Source organism: Archangium violaceum Cb vi76, from assembly GCF_000733295.1.
Lineage (GTDB): Bacteria > Myxococcota > Myxococcia > Myxococcales > Myxococcaceae > Archangium > Archangium violaceum.
On the sequence record NZ_JPMI01000142.1, the window covers coordinates 65,640 to 81,122 of the forward strand.

At 69.1% G+C, this 15,483-nt stretch carries 11 protein-coding genes; 9 read left to right on the forward strand and 2 right to left on the reverse strand.

The window, feature by feature from the left end; all coding sequences use genetic code 11:
• The first annotated feature begins 2 nt into the window (after positions 1–2).
• The 7 genes from Q664_RS21280 to Q664_RS21310 all read left to right on the forward strand — a co-directional run bounded on the left by Q664_RS21280 (position 3) and on the right by Q664_RS21310 (position 5,957).
• Positions 3–1,184, forward strand: a complete 1,182-nt coding sequence (locus Q664_RS21280) for a beta-ketoacyl-ACP synthase (RefSeq protein WP_043398540.1) — start codon at positions 3–5, stop codon at positions 1,182–1,184.
• A complete protein-coding gene (locus tag Q664_RS21285; RefSeq protein ID WP_043398543.1) occupies positions 1,184–1,654 on the forward strand; it encodes a hotdog family protein in 471 nt (156 codons plus the stop codon). Before Q664_RS21280 ends, Q664_RS21285 begins: the two co-directional genes overlap by 1 nt.
• Complete coding sequence (fabG, locus tag Q664_RS21290; protein ID WP_043398546.1) at positions 1,654–2,385, forward strand: 3-oxoacyl-ACP reductase FabG; 732 nt, start codon at positions 1,654–1,656, stop codon at positions 2,383–2,385. The genes Q664_RS21285 and fabG overlap by 1 nt, the downstream gene beginning before the upstream one ends.
• Positions 2,382–3,620 (forward strand): beta-ketoacyl-ACP synthase, encoded by a 1,239-nt coding sequence (locus Q664_RS21295; protein WP_043398548.1) that lies wholly within the window; start codon positions 2,382–2,384, stop codon positions 3,618–3,620. The genes fabG and Q664_RS21295 overlap by 4 nt, the downstream gene beginning before the upstream one ends.
• 12 nt (positions 3,621–3,632) lie before the next feature.
• Entirely contained in the window at positions 3,633–4,070 is a 438-nt protein-coding gene (locus tag Q664_RS21300) for a hypothetical protein (protein WP_043398553.1), read from the forward strand.
• Between the two features lie 145 nt (positions 4,071–4,215).
• Positions 4,216–4,905 (forward strand): hypothetical protein, encoded by a 690-nt coding sequence (locus Q664_RS21305; protein ID WP_043398555.1) that lies wholly within the window; start codon positions 4,216–4,218, stop codon positions 4,903–4,905.
• Positions 4,902–5,957 (forward strand): hypothetical protein, encoded by a 1,056-nt coding sequence (locus tag Q664_RS21310; protein ID WP_043398556.1) that lies wholly within the window; start codon positions 4,902–4,904, stop codon positions 5,955–5,957. Before Q664_RS21305 ends, Q664_RS21310 begins: the two co-directional genes overlap by 4 nt.
• Positions 5,958–6,142: 185 nt before the next feature.
• On the opposite strand, the gene Q664_RS21315 is transcribed toward Q664_RS21310, so the two are convergent.
• On the reverse strand, positions 6,143–7,006 hold the full coding sequence (locus Q664_RS21315) for a glycoside hydrolase family 25 protein (protein ID WP_052518460.1): 864 nt from the start codon (positions 7,004–7,006) through the stop codon (positions 6,143–6,145).
• A 14-nt stretch (positions 7,007–7,020) separates the two neighbouring features.
• Positions 7,021–8,022 carry a hypothetical protein gene (locus Q664_RS21320; protein WP_043398559.1) on the reverse strand — a complete coding sequence of 334 codons (1,002 nt, stop codon included), beginning with the start codon at positions 8,020–8,022 and terminating at the stop codon, positions 7,021–7,023.
• Positions 8,023–8,225: 203 nt separating this feature from the next.
• On the opposite strand from Q664_RS21320, the gene hrpA reads away from it, so the two are divergent.
• Entirely contained in the window at positions 8,226–11,936 is a 3,711-nt protein-coding gene (hrpA, locus tag Q664_RS21325; RefSeq protein ID WP_043398562.1) for an ATP-dependent RNA helicase HrpA, read from the forward strand.
• 347 nt (positions 11,937–12,283) lie between these two features.
• Entirely contained in the window at positions 12,284–15,466 is a 3,183-nt protein-coding gene (locus tag Q664_RS21330; protein WP_043398565.1) for a phage tail family protein, read from the forward strand.
• Positions 15,467–15,483: the final 17 nt, after the last annotated feature.

The following is a 15,483-nucleotide window of genomic DNA, read 5'->3' on the forward strand; positions in this document are numbered from 1 at the left end:
CCATGAATCCGCCCGTCTTCCTCAATCAACTGGGCCTCGTCTGTGCCATGGGCCGCGGCAAGCAGGAGGTGACCACGGCCCTCTTCGGCGACGCGCCGACGGGCGTAGCCCCCAGCGATGACTTCGCCGCGAAGACACTGCACGTAGGACTCGTCACGTCACCGCTCGCGGAGACAGGGGGGCTCCCCTCGCCCCTGCGCAGCCGGAACAACGCGCTGCTGCTCACGGCGCTGGCGGAGATCCGTCCCGCCGTCGATGCGGCCATCGCCCGCTACGGGCGGGAGCGCGTGGCCATCGTCCTCGGCACCAGCACCTCGGGCATCGGCGAGAGCGAGACCGCCATCGCCAGGTACCTGACCACGGGCCAGATGCCTCCGGAATTCCACGTGCGGCAGCAGGAGCTGGGCTCGCCGGCCCTGGCGCTGAACCACGTGCTGGGCGTGACCGGCCCGTCCTTCGTCATCTCCACGGCATGCTCCTCCAGCGCCAAGGCCCTGGCCAGCGCCGCGCGCCTGCTACGGGCGGGAATGGCCGATGCGGTGGTGACGGGCGGCGCCGACGCCCTGTGCCGCTTCACCGTGGCCGGCTTCTCCGCGCTCGAATCGGTGAGCGAGGTGCGCTGCAACCCCATGAGCGTGAACCGCCGCGGCATCAACATCGGCGAGGGCGCGGCCCTGTTCGTGATGACGCGCGAGCCGGGGCCCGTGCGGCTCGCGGGCTGGGGCGAGTCCTCGGACGCCCACCACATCTCCGCGCCGGAGCCCGGGGGCCGGGGGGCGCTGGCCGCCATGCGGGCCGCGCTGGAGCGCGCGGGCCTCGCGCCCTCTGCGCTCGATTACGTCAACCTGCACGGAACCGCGACTCCCCAGAACGACGCCATGGAGAGCCACGCGGTGCATGCGCTGCTCGGCGGGGACATTCCGGCCAGCTCGACCAAGCCGCTCACCGGTCACACGCTGGGGGCCGCGGGCGCTCTCGAGGCGGCCATCTGCTGGCTCACCCTGAGCGGCAACCCCCAGGGCCGCCTGCCTCCCCACTGGTGGGATGGGGAAGCGGATCCCTCGCTCCCCTCCCTCTCCCTGGTGAAACGCGGCTACACGCTGGGGCGCCCGCTCCGCTATGTTCTGAGCAACTCCTTCGCCTTTGGCGGAAGCAACGCTGTCCTCATCCTGGGAAGCGCCTGATGTCCACGGTCACCGACTACACCATCGCCGAGCTGGTCCCCCATACCGGCCGCATGAGCCTGCTCGACCGGGCCCTCGAGGGCGACGAGGAGAGCCTGGTGGCCGAGGTGACCATCCGCGAGGACTGTCTCTTCTTCGAGAACGGCGGCGTCGGAGGATGGGTGGGCGTCGAGCTCATGGCCCAGGCGGTCGCCGCCTGGGCCGGCTGGCACGCGCGGCAACGCGGCGAGACGCCGAAGAATGGGTTCCTGCTCGGCACCCGCGGTTACGACTGCGGCCGGCCCGCCTTCAAGGCGGGTGAGCGGCTGCGCATCGAGGTCCGCCGGCAGTTCTGGGCGGAGAACGGACTGGGCCAGTTCGACTGTCGGATCGCGATGGATGGCGAGACGGTGGCCACGGCCGCGCTGACGGTGTTCGAACCACCGGATGGAAGCGAAGCATTGAGGCTGGAGACCGAGAGTGGAGACTGATGAGTGAGCAAACGGTGCTGGTGACGGGCTCGAGCCGGGGTATTGGCCGCGCCATCGCGCTGCGCCTGGCGCGCGACGGCTTCGACGTCGTGCTGCACTGCCGCAGCCAGCTCGAGCAGGCGGAGGCCGTGGCCGGGCAGATTCGCGAGCTGGGACGCAAGGTCCGCGTGCTCCAGTTCGACGTGTCCGACCGCGCCGCGACGCAGCAGGCGCTGCTCGCCGATGTGGAGGCGCACGGCTGCTACTACGGCGTGGTGTGCAACGCGGGGATCGCCCGGGACAACGCCTTCCCGTCCATGCCCGCGGAGGACTGGGACGCGGTCATCCACACCAACCTCGATGCCTTCTACAACGTGCTCAACCCGCTCACCATGCCCCTGGTGCGGCGGCGCAAGCCGGGGCGCATCGTCACCCTGTCCTCGGTCTCCGGCCTCATCGGCAACCGGGGGCAGGTGAACTACAGCGCGGCGAAGGCCGGCATCATCGGCGCGACCAAGGCCCTGGCGGTGGAGCTGGCCAAGCGCAACATCACGGTGAACTGCGTGGCCCCCGGGCTCATCGACACGGAGATGATGGACCCCCACGTGCTCGAGCACGCGCTCAAGCTCATCCCCGCCCAGCGCATGGGGACCCCCGAGGAGGTGGCGGCCGTGGTCAGCTTCCTCATGAGAGAGGAGGCCAGCTACATCACGCGGCAGGTCATCTCGGTGAACGGGGGGATGCTCGGATGAAGAGGGTCGTCGTTACCGGCATCGGCGCCATCAGCCCCCTGGGCCATGACTGGAAGTCGGTGGAGGCGAGGCTGAGGTCGCTCCGCAACGCCGTGCAGGTGATGGAGGAGTGGAAGCAGTACCAGGGCCTGAACACGTGGCTCGGCGCGCCCGCCGCTCCCTTCGAGCTGCCCGCGCAGCTCTACTCCCGCAAGAACACGCGCAGCATGGGACGGGTGGCACTGATGGCCACACGCGCCAGTGAGCTCGCGCTCGCGGACGCGGGACTCCTGGGAGAGCCGCTGGTGAAGAGCGGCCGGCTGGGCATCTCCTACGGCTCTTCCGCGGGGACGCCTTCCAGCCTGGGGGACTTCGGCCGGATGGTGACGGAGAAGACCACCGAGGGCATCAACGCCACGACGTACCTGCGGATGATGTCCCACACGGCAGCGGTGAACATCGGCGTCTTCTTTGGCATCACGGGACGCATCATCACCACCTCCAGCGCATGCACCTCGGGCAGTCAGGGCATCGGCTATGCCTACGAGGCCATCAAGCTGGGACGGCAGGTGGCCATGCTCGCGGGGGGCGCCGAGGAGCTCGACGCCACCGGAGCGGCCGTGTTCGACACCTTGTTCGCCACGAGCACGAAGCACAACGACACGCCGGAGCAGAGCCCCCGGCCCTTCCATTCGCAGCGGGATGGCCTGGTGCTGGGAGAAGGCGCCTGCACCCTGGTGCTGGAGGAGTTGGAGCACGCCCGGGCGCGAGGCGCGAAGATCCACGCCGAGCTCATCGGTTATGGGACCAACAGTGACGGCCGGCACGTCACCCAGCCCAGCTCGGACACCATGGCCCAGGCCATGCGGCTGGCGCTGGAGGACGCGGCGATTCCCCCCTCGGAGATCGCCTACGTGAACGCCCACGGCACGGCCACGGATCATGGAGACCTCGCGGAGAGCGCGGCCACGCACTCTGTCTTCGGAGAGGGCATCGCCATCTCGTCGCTGAAGAGCTACATGGGCCACACGCTGGGGGCCTGCGGCGCGCTGGAGGCATGGATGACCCTCGAGATGATGCGCTCGGGCTGGTTCGCCCCGACGCTGCACCTCGCCCCCGGGCAGGTGGATCCCCGCTGCGCTCCTCTGGACTACCTCATGGGAGAAGGTCGCGACATCCAGACCGACACCGTGATGAGCAACAACTTCGCCTTTGGCGGCATCAACACCTCGTTGATCTTCCGCCGATGGGCCTGATGGAGGAACACGATGAAGAAGACGCTGCACCTGTCGCTGCTCGCGCTCACCCTCTCCAGCCCCGCCCTGGCACGCGACACCGTGCTCCACCTGCCGCTCGCCGACGTGCTGGAGATGCCCGAGGCGAAGGAGAAGCTCGATGGCTCGGTGAAGTTCTACCTGGCGGGGCAGAAGAAGCCGAAGGTGCTCGACACCCTGAAGAGTGAAGTCAGCAACAAGAAGACCAACAGCGTGGGGAAGACGGACGAGTTCGGCTGCAAGTGGGCCGCCCTCTCTGCGCTGATCGCCCTGCAGGATTCGGCGAAGAAGTCCGGCGCAAACGCCGTGGTCGACATCGTCAGCTACTACAAGAAGAGCGAGTACAAGAGCGCCACCGAGTATGAGTGCCACGCGGGCACGTTCGTCGTTGGCGTTGCCCTCAAGGGGACATACGCGAAGGTCGCCCGGTAACCCCGGGCCCGAGGGCGGCTCCCAGCATCCCCAGGAGCTGCTCCCGCGCCGTGTCCGCCGCGGCCCTCATCCGCGCCCGGTGCAGACAGGGTCCACTCGCGGCGTGCGCTCCTCCGAGACTCGTGTTCGTGAAAGGATGGTGGCCATGAAGGTGCCCCTGCTCTGTTCGTGCCTGCTCGTCGTCGGCACCGCTGCCGCGCAGGGTGACCCATCCAGCGTCTCCGACGGCACTTCCCCGTCTCCTGCGAGCCACGCCGGCCCCCCGTTGCGCTTTGGCGTTCAGCTCGGTGGAGGCGGCTTCTTCTTCCCGGAGGGGACGCTGGCGGGTGGGCTCGCCCTTCGCCCGGGTGTTCAGCTCGGCCGGCTGGGCCTGGTCGCGGAGATTGGCCAGCTCGGGGGCTTTCTCCGGGATATCGAAGACCCGGCCGCGTCACGTGTCTCGGCGCTCGGCATGAGTCACGTCACGTTGATGGCCGAACTCGACCTCACCGAACGCGCCTTCGTCGCCGGAGGCGTTGTCCTGGGGCTGGGCATCATGCTTCAGACGAAGCATGGAGTCACCGGGGCCGGGGCAGTGCGCTCGCAGAGCATGAACATGGCCGGCGAAGGGTTGGTGAACTTCGCCTCCGGAGCGAACGTTCGCGGAGGCTGGCGGTTCGGAGACGGTCCCCATCGGCTCGTGGCCGGGGTCGACCTGAAGCTCCTGGGGGCGGATGGACATGTGGCCACGACAACCATCTCGTCCACGCGAGAGATCCTCGACGCACGCGATAGGCGGCAGGCCATCTGGACACTCGTCCCCATGGTCTTCATGGGCTGGGAGTTCAAGCGATGACGGCGCGAGTCGCGAAGGGTCAACTGACGCTCATGGTCATGCTCGGCGTGCTCGTGACGGGAGGCTGCGCTCCGCCGGGGCCGCGTGAGACCACGGGCGAGACCGGGAGCCAACAACCCGCGCAGCCTCCGAGCGGGCCGGGTGGGAGCGACTACCCGCATGCGGACATGCGAGTGGGCTCGGGAGGCGAGGGCGTCTACGGCTGGTACGTGTTCGAGCCCATCCACCCGCAGCCGGCATCGGCGCCGCTCGCCATCATCCTGCACGGGTACGCGGAGTACTCGGGCTACGACATGATGTACGAGCTCATCCGGCACACGGTCCGAAAGGGCAATGTGGTCATCTATCCACGATGGCAGACCGGGTTGGCGTTTCCGTGCGCGGGCGCGTTCGACATCGAGCCTTGCATGACGTCCGCGCGCGTGGGGATTCAGAGCGGGCTCGAGTTCCTGAACGGGCCTGGGCGCGTACGGCCGCAGCTCGAGAGGACGAGCTACTTCGGCTTCTCGTTCGGCGGAATCCTCACGGCGAATCTCGCCAACCGCCATGCGTCCATCGGATTGCCCACGCCGCGGGCGATCTTCCTCGAGGATCCGCACGACGGAGGGACTGATGGCGAGGGCGGATTGGACGAGTCCCTGGACGGAATTCCCGCGTCGGTCAAACTGCAGTGCCACTCGAGCGAGGAAGGGATCATCTCCGAGAAGGGCAAGGCCCACTCGAGTTGCAACGCGGTGTTCCCGAAGCTCGGGCACATCCCCGACGAGAACAAGGACCTCGTGATGCTCCGCACCGACCGCCATGGCACGCCTCCGCTGTCGAGCCGGCATGGCGTGTCCGCGGGGGGCCCCGGCTATGGCGGCCGGGCAGATGCCTGCGACTGGAACTTCGTCTGGAAGGTCTGGGACGCGTTGAGGAGCTGCGCCTACGACGGGACTGACTGTCAGTACGCGCTCGGTGACACGCCGGAGCACAGGTCACTCGGGGTCTGGAGCGACGGTCAGCCCGTCATCCCCCTCGTCATCCAGGACGCCGCCCCCCTCCGTCCGTAGTCCTTGCATCCGGACGCTCCCGAGTCGTGAGCCTGCCCCGGTTTTGTGGACATACCTCCAAACACCGGCATGGGAGCGCTGTTGCGGGCGAGGGCCGGGGTAGGTGTTCGTCCAGGAGGGCGTCGGACCAGTTGCTCCCCATCGCGGCCGGAACCTCACCCCTGAGAGGAGTTCCCCCTCCTGGCCTAGTCCGCCGAGGCCTGGGGCTGGGAGAGGGCCATCAGCTCCTGGGCACTGCCATTGAAGTAGCTCTGGTCCACCGCTCCGGGGATGCCCGGCACCGTGCCGCTCTCCGAGTACTGCCAGAAGAGCCAGCGCTTCCAGCCCGGCGGCAGCTTCGGCTCTGTCGCGTGGTTCGTGTACTGGGCGAGCCAGAGCGGGTGGTCCACGAAGTAGGGGTGGTCGCAGAAGCTCATCTGCCACGTCTGGTGATTCGTGTAGATCATCGGCTTGCGCCCGAGTGCCTTCTCCACTCCCTGGGAGAAGCGCTGGAGCATCCCCGCGAGCTGCTCGCACGTGAAGGCCTGGTACTCGGTCCTGAACTCCTCCACGTCCACCACCGGGTGCAGCTCGCCGGGGTCGCTCTTCAGGTGCCGGGTGAAGAGGGCCACCTGCTGGTCCACGTCATGCTTCGGGTGGAAGAAGTGGTACGCGCCCCGGGGCAGACCCACCTTCTTCGCTCCGCTCCAATGCGAGGCGAAGCGCGGGTCCACCACGCCCGTGGAGTCCGTCGCCTTGATGAAGACGAAGGACGTGGAGGTCTTCACCCGCTCCCAATCCACTGTCGGCTGGTAGTGCGAGACATCGATGCCCCTCGCCCGCGCCGCGAGCTGCTGGGCCGCGGGAGCCGCGGTGACGGCCGGGGTGGCGAGGACGGCCGTGCTGGCCTCCTCCACCTCGCTGGCCCCGGTGGGGGCGGGAGCCACGGCCGGCGCCGCGGGGGCCGCCGGGGACGGCCGCGGTCTGGACTCCGGTGAGGTGCAGGCCACGGTCAACATCAGGGGACCCAGCAGCGTCAGGGACTTCATGCGTTCATTCCACGAGGACATGGCGGTGCACTCCTTCAATAGACGACGAAACTCACGGTGAGATTGGGGCGCACGCGCTGCGTGCCTCCCAGGGGGAGGTGGACGCCTCCGCCCAGCACGAGCCCCAGCTCGCGCCCATTCAGGGACGGGGTGTAGGTGACGAAGGCATCCCCCCCGCTGCCCTCCAGCGACAGGAAGTCCGAGGAGAGCCCCGCGGCGAGGCCCACCGGCCCCCACTTCACCACCCGCGCCGAGGCCCCCACGCGCAGCAGGCTCTCGGAGCGGAACGAGGTGCCCAGGGTGGCCATCCACGACGGGCCCCACTTCAGCCCGCCCGGCGGCCCCTCCAGCGGCGCATTGGCATAGGTGAAGCTCGCATCCACCAGGCGGGCCGCCGCCAGCTCCCGGTACTTCCCCGCGCCATCCGCGGAGACTTCCTGGAGCTGGACGCGCTCGGTCATCAACGAGCCGTTGGTCTGTTGCAGCACGGTGCCCCGCACCCGGAAGAGCTGCTGGAGCTGGAGCTCCTCGTCGCCCTGCACCCAGATGTTGGGGTCCTTGAGCTGCACGCGGCCTTCCGGGTCCGTGTACTCGTAGGCGATGACCGGGTGGGCGGAGGGCGCCGTGGGCTCGCCCGCGGGCGGCGTGGACGGGGGCACCTCGCGCGCCGTCTCCTTGCCTCCGTGCTCCCGCTGCTGGAGCTGGAAGGTGGCATCCGAGAGGCTCTCGAGGGCGAGCGCATGCTCGCGGCGGAACTTCTCGAAGTCCGCGTCCTTCGCCGTGAGCAGGGTCTGGTACTTCTCATCCAGCGTGGCCTGTGTCACCAGGTGGGCGCGCGCCGTGCCCAGCTCGGTGTTCAGCGCCTGCATCTGCTTCTCGCTCTCGGTGAGCTTCCCCTGGAGCTGGCGCTGGTACTCGTTCTCACGGCGCTCCCAGTCGGCCTCCCGGTAGCGGTGGTAGGTGTACGCACCGCCCGCCGCGGAGCCGAGGGCCACCAGCAGGAACGCGAGGGGTTGGGTCGGAATGCGGCGTGACATGGGTCTCCTCCGGGGGAGCGCACGCTCCCCGGCGCACCGCGTCCATGCGGTGCCGTCAATGCTTGAGACCCGTGAGCTTTTTTTCCGGGCAATGACCCCGATGGGATTTCAGAAGGAGAATTCCTCCATGAACACCGGGTGCGCAGGTGCCCACACGATTCGTCAGGGGCGGAGCGTGCGCATCAGTGCTAGGCCATGCTGCCATGTCCGGCGACTCACCCGTCCCCACCCCCGGCGGCTTGCCCACCCTGCACTTCCCCCCCGAGCTCCCCATCTCGAGCCGGGTGGAGGACATCACCGCGGCCATCGCCGCCCATCAGGTGGTCATCGTCGCGGGGGCCACCGGCTCGGGGAAGACGACGCAGCTGCCCAAAGTCCTGCTCGCCATGGGGCGCGGCCGCCCGCGCCAGATTGGCGTCACCCAGCCCCGGCGTATCGCCGCGACGAGCGTGGCGGCGCGCGTGGCACGCGAGCTCGGCACGGAGCTGGGCACGGACGTCGGCTACCAGATTCGCTTCGAGGACCGCTCGTCCCGGCGGACGGCCGTGAAGTTCATGACCGACGGCGTCCTGCTCGCGCAGATTCACAGCGACCCGCTCCTGCGCCGCTACGACACCATCGTGCTCGACGAGGCCCACGAGCGCAGCCTCACCATCGACTTCCTGCTCGGGTGGCTCAAGCGCATCCTCCCCAGGCGCCCCGACCTCAAGGTGGTGGTGAGCTCGGCCACCATCGAAACCGAGCGCTTCTCCCAGTTCTTCGGGGGGGCTCCGGTCATCCAGGTGGAGGGCCGGACCTTCCCGGTGGACGTGCTCTACGAGCCGCCCCCCGAGGACGCCGAGCTCGCCGACTCCGTCGCCGATGCGGTGGCGGACGTGCTCTCGCTCGATCCGGACGGGGACGTCCTCGTGTTCCTCCCCGGGGAGCGGGAAATCCGCGAGGCCGAGAATGCCCTGAACGCACGCGAGCTCCGCGGCACGGTGGTGCAGCCCCTGTATGCGCGCCTGTCGGCCGCCGAGCAGTCGCGCGTCTTCGCCACCCTCCCCCAGCGCCGGGTCATCCTCGCCACCAACGTCGCGGAGACGTCCATCACCCTCCCGGGAATCGTGTACGTCGTGGACACGGGGGTGGCGCGCCTGTCGCGCTACGACCCGCGCTCGGGCACCACCCGCCTGCACATCGAGCCGGTCTCCCAGGCCAGCGCCGACCAGCGCAAAGGGCGCTGCGGCCGCGTGCGCGAGGGCATCTGCGTGCGCCTCTACGACGAGGCGGGCTTCACCACGCGGCCCGCCTTCACCGACCCGGAAATCAAGCGCACCGGGCTCGCGGGGGTCATCCTGCGGATGAAGTCCCTCGGCCTCGGTGACGTCGAGGACTTCCCCTTCCTCGATCCGCCCCAGCCGAGGGCCATCGCCGAGGGCTGGCGGGTGCTCGAGGAGCTCGGGGCCATCGAGGGCAAGGAGCGCACCTTGACGCCGCTCGGGAACCAGCTCGCGCGCTTCCCGGTGGACCCGCGCATCGCGCGGATGATTCTCGCCGGCGCCGAGTACGGGTGCCTGGACGAGGTGCTCATCGTCGCCGCGGCGCTCAACCTGCAGGACCCGCGCGAGCGGCCACGGGAGCTCGCGCAGAAGGCGGACGAGTCGCACCGGCGCTTCCGTGACGAGCACTCGGACTTCACGGGGCTCCTCAAGCTGTGGGAGTTCGTGCGCGAGGCCGAGGGCCGGGGGACGTCCCATCTGCGGCGCGTGTGCCGGGACAACTTCCTGTCCTTCCTGCGGGTGCGCGAGTGGCGGGACGTCCAGCGCCAGCTCGAGGAGACCGTCCGCGAGCTGCGCCTGCCGCGCAAGGGCCGGGGCGCCCCGTCGCGCGGGGACGCCCTGCACCAGGCGCTCCTCACCGGGCTCCTGTCCCGCATCGGCCAGTGGAATCCGGAGCAGCGCCACTATACGGGCGCGAAGCAGACGCGCTTCATGGTCCACCCCTCGTCGGCGCTCGCGAAGAAGCCCCCCGCCTGGGTGATGGTGTTCGAGCTCGTGGAGACGTCCCAGCTGTTCGCGCGCACCGTGGCGAAGCTCGACCCGGAGTGGCTCGCGGCGGCGGCCCCCCACCTGCTCAAGCGCAGCTACTCCGAACCGCACTGGTCGGAGAAGTCCGCGCGCGCCGTGGTGAAGGAGAGCGCAACGCTCTTCGGGCTGCAGGTGTTCAAGGAGCGCCCCGTGGCCCTGGCCAGCATGGACCCCGAGCGGGCACGGCTGATGTTCCTCGAGCATGCCCTGGTGCGCGGCGAGTACCGCACCCGAGGGGCGTTCCAGGAGAAGAACCGCCAGGTGCTCGAGCGCGTGGCGCGCCTGCGGGACAAGGCCCGGCGCAGCGAGCTGCTCGACAGCGAGGCGCTGCTGACGTTCTTCGACCAGCGCATCCCGGAGGACGTGACGGACGGAGCGAGCTTCGAGGCCTGGCGCCGCAAGGCCGAGGCGGCCGACCCCGACGTGCTCGTCCTCTCGATGGAGGATGCCCTCTCGCACGACCCGGGCCTGTCCCCGGCGCACTACCCGGACGCCATCACCCTGCACGGCGCGTCCGTGCCGGTGACGTACACCTTCGACCCCTCGGCCGAGGACGACGGCATCACCCTGAGCGTGCCGCTGCTGCTGCTCGCACAGGTGCTCCCGGGTGAGCTCGACTGGACCATCCCCGGGTGGCAGCGGGAGAAACTCACCGCCCTGCTCGAGCAGGTCCCCCGCGCCTGGCGCAAGCAACTGGGGCCGGTGCCGGACCTGGTCGACCGTCTCGAGAAGGAACTCGTGCCCTTCCGCGGGCCGATGATTCCAGCGCTCGCGCGTGCGGTGTCCCGGCTGTGCGGCGTGGACCTGCCCGAGGAATCCCTCCGGGCGGATGCCGTGGCGCCGTACCTGCGCATCACGCTCCGGGTGCTCGACGAGCGGGGAAAGGAGCTCGCGCGGAGCCGCGACGCCGACGCGCTGCTCGAGCAGTACGGGGGACGTGCACGGGCGGCGCTGCGCAGCGTGGCACCGACTTCGGAATGGGAGCGCAAGGGGCTGACTGCCTGGACCTTCGGCGAGTTGCCCTCCGTGGTCACCCGGCGGGTCGGCGGGCTCGAGGTCCGCAGCTACCCCGCGCTCGTCGACCGGGGCGCCGCCGTGGACCTGGTGCTGCTCGAGACCTCCTCCGCCGCCGACGCGGCCACGCGCACGGGGGTCCGCCGGCTCCTGATGCTCGCCGCGCGCGGACACGTGGCCGTCAGCGCCGCGCGCATGCCGCCGCCCTTCCCGTCCCTGGACGGCGCGCCGCCCGCGCGGGGCCAGGCCGACGCCTTCCGGGCGCTCGTCCTCGCACGCAGCGTCGACGATGCGTTCAAGCTCGCACCCGGTGCGCCGCTGCCCCGCACGCAGGCGGCCTTCGAGGCGCTGGTCCGTGAGGGCTCACCGCGCATCGAGCGTGCGGCCCGGGACTGGGCGGACGCCGTCGCTACTACCTCCAGGGAGCTCGCCGCGACGCTCGGTGCACTCAAGGCAGCATCCAAGGGGCCGAGCGGCGCGGCGGCCGTGCGGGACATCCGCTCGCAGCTCGGACACCTGTTCCCCGCGAACCTCATCGAGTGGATTCCCTTCGTGCGCCTGCTGAACTACCCGCGCTACCTCCGCGCGGCCCAGGCACGGCTGTCGCGTGCGGTGGCGAACCCCGGCAAGGACGCGGGGAAGGCCGAGCCCTTCACCCCCCTGTGGGAGAGCTTCCTCGCCAGGCGCGCCACCGTGCGGGACCAGGAGGCGGCGCGGGAGCTGCGGTGGGCCTTCGAGGAGCTCCGCGTGGCCATCTTCGCTCCGGAGGTGACGACGCCCGTGTCGGTGACGGTGGCGAAGGTCGGCGCGGCCCTCGCGGCGCTGCGCTAGAAGCGAGTGGCTGTGCGGCCGAGACGAGCGCATCGGCATCTGAGGGCACATGCGCAAACGAGGGCAAAGAAAAAGCCCAGCAACCCGGTGAGATTGCTGGGCTTCTGAGTGTCTGGTCCCCCAAGCGGGAGCGGAGGAGGCGAGCGTGGCGGGAGTGCTGAAGCTGAGGGTGCGTCCGCAGCCGGCGCCGGTGCCCGCTCCGGCCCTCGTCGAGCCCCGCTCCGTCGAGTCCTGACGGCTGGACGGACCGGCGCCGGCAGGAACAGGCTGGGAGCTCCAGTCAGCCAGAACGTTGGTGTACCAACGATTGAGGCAGGGTAACCTGTTGGGACAGGGGGAGTACACACATGACGACGACGTCCACGGAGTCGGTCCCCGAGCAGGCCTCGGCCTCACTCGAGAAGCAGGACTTCATCCCGGCCATGGTGGGGACCACCAGGCTCTTCGACGACCTGGTCGATGCGAAGGGCAAGGAGATCGTCGGCATCCGGAAGCTCACCTTCCATGCGGAGAGCGTGCTCAACGGCCTGCAAGTGGACTACCAGCTCGCCGATGGAGGCACGTACCAGGCTCCCCTGAGGGGCAAGGCGAAGGGAAGGAAGTCGGTCGTCCAGCTTGCCCCGGAGGAGGCCCTGGTGCAGCTCAAGGGCTGGGGCGGCCCCGGGGGCATCGCCCGGCTGACGCTCACCCTCACGAGCAACACGGGGCAGGAGCGGGTCGTGGGCCCCTTTGGCACGGGTGAGCAGTCCCAGCCCGGGAAGTTCCCGCCCGGCTTCCCGGTGCCCAAGATGCCCATCCCGACGCTCATGCCCCACGGGAAGACGCTGGGAGGAACGAGCGACCAGGGCTTCTCGTACTTCGGCATGAAGGCCGCGGCCTTCCACGGCCAGCTCGGCAAGAAGGGCCTGCTGGTGGGGCTCGGGGTCCATGCCGCGCCCCTCGTCACCTCGGATGACGACGTGCTCACCTCGTCGGTGCTGGTGGAGGACTTCCGGCCCGACGCGAAGGCGAAGCACGAGATCGCCTCGTTCTCCAACTACCGCTCCATCGTCACCCTGCCCCCGGGGACGGAGCAGCTCGACCTCTGGGCCGAGGAGGAGCTCCAGGTGACGATCGGCACGCGGGAGTACACGCTCGACCCCGTCAGGAAGACCACCGTCAAGCCCAATGCCATCAACAAGGTCGTCATCGACATCGACGCCAAGGACGTGGCGTGCCCCGCGCTCAAGCTCAAGACCGCGACGATGACGGGCCCCTGGCAGTGGATCTCCCTCCACCCCGACTCCGCCGCGCACGAGAAGATCGCGGGCTGGAGCGCGGACACCCTGCACGCCAACAAGGCGAAGCTCGGGATTGATGCGAAGTACTCCAAGGAGGAGTGCGCCCACGTGCAGTCGGCCGTCACCAACCTGGCGAAGGCCTCGGCACCGGCCGGCAACGAGCGGCGGCTCGACCCGGCGAAGATGGACCACTCCGACTGGGTGCTCGACCTCGGCGGTCCCAAGGTGGACTACAAGGCCCTGAGCCCCCAGGAGGCCAGTCAGCTCAACGCCACCGCGAAGACGACCACCAAGGCGCAGAGTGCACTGAACATCGGAAAGTGGCTCAAGAAGAAGACGGGCAGCGTGACCAAGGTCGTCGTCAGCACCGCCAAGAATACGGTGAATGACATCGGCAAGACCGCGGGCAACGTCGTCAAGGACACCGAGCAGTTCGGCAAGGACCTCGGCAAGGCCGCCGAGCATGCCGGCAAGGAGTTCCTGGACAACGCCGAGCAGGTCGGCAAGGACTTCGAGAAGCTGGGCAAGACCGGCGCCAGGATGGTGAAGAACATGGGCGAGAACCTCGCCCGGGGTGACTTCGATGAGTTCGGGAAGGACTTCGTCCGGGATGGCAGCCAGCTCGCCATGGACGTGGCGGTCACCGGGTTCGACATCTTCGTGACCGTCCACACCCTCCAGGGCGAGGCGCTCATGTTCGTCCTCGACCACACCGGCAAGTTCGGCAAGGTCATCGGCGGCATCCTGCGCGCCGTCGGGACCGCCATCGTGCGGCTGGTGGAGTTCCTGCGTGACCCGCAGAACTGGAAGGCCATCATCAAGACCCAGAAGGCGCTGATCGAGACCGTGGAGAAGTCCCTGGACTCCGTCGCCAAGGTGGACAAGGCGAAGCTCAAGAAGCTCCTCGGCGCCAGGCTCGACCAGCTCGAGAAGGAGGGGACCCGTGCCTTCGATGCCGCCATCAAGAAGCTTGGCGGAGACCCGGACCCGAGCAAGCTGAGCCAGCAGGTCGCCAAGGGCACGAGCTCCGCCATCAGCACCGTCGCCAGCACCGTCTCGGACGCCCTCTCCAAGCCCCTCGAGGCGCTCGACTGGCTCCTCTCGAAGCTCCTGGACGCCATCCCCGGGCTCTCGGGGGTCGAGAAGCTCATCTCGTCCATGCTCGACGAGCTGAAGGACGTCCTGAAGGCCATGTCGAAGGCCCTGAAGGTCGAGGAGGAGCAGCTCGCCTCCCTGGTCGGACAGGCGATCAGCGACCTGGTCGCGCTCGCGAAGGACCCGGTCCATGCCCCGGAGCTGATCGCCTGCATGTTCCTCAACTTCCTCAAGGGGCTGCTCGCCGCGGGCTTCGACCTGGCCAAGGGGCTCGTGGACGTCGTGATCGACGCGATGTCGGTGCTCCTGAAGTTCTTCGCCAGGCTCCTCACGGGCCGCATCGACATCCCCGGCATCTCCGACCTCTACAAGTTCATCACCGGGCAGCCGCTCACGCTCCTCGGCCTCCTGGCCCTCCTGGTGGCGGTCCCCACGACGCTCATCCACGTCATGGTCTTTGGAGACGCCCCGGACTTCCAGGCGCGTCTGGCGTCGGGCAGCCAGGAGAAGGCCGAGAAGGGAATGGCCATCGCGGCCTACAGCTGCGCCATCGTCGAGTCCTTCCTGGTCGGGTACCTGGACTACAGGCAGGTGTTGAAGCCGGCCAGGTCCCAGGAGCTGGCGAGGACGGAATCCCTGAAGACGGGAGACAATCCCGATGATGCCGTCGGGGTGCTCGACTTCGTGAAGAACGCGGACACCTTCCCGATCGAGGTCGCGTCCCTGGCGCTGACCATCCTCAACTGGGGCTGCAGCGCCCCCCTCCAGTGGAACGACAAGAACCTCGAGGAGGACGCGACCTGGTGCTGGGGCGCCGTCCCGATCGTCATCGACATCTACTCGATGTGCTCCAGCGGCTCGAGGTTGGTGCGGGCGATGGAGACGCATGGCCCCTTGAAGGACATGCTCCTGACGGCGGTGGACGCGAGCCTCGTCATCAAGAAGATCGCGGACGACCCGGACAGCACCGTGGGGACGGTCCCCGACATCCTGTCCGTCGTCGGCGGCACCGGGCAGGCGGCCATGCTCTATTCCGCCACCAAGGCGAAGGGGGCGGGCACAGGACTGGCCAAGGCGATGGTGGGCTGGGATGTCCTGATGGGCCTGCTCTCGGGCAGCACGGGGATTGCCCTCGTCGCGACGGGAAAGGCCTGACGGCGGCGCCATGGGCC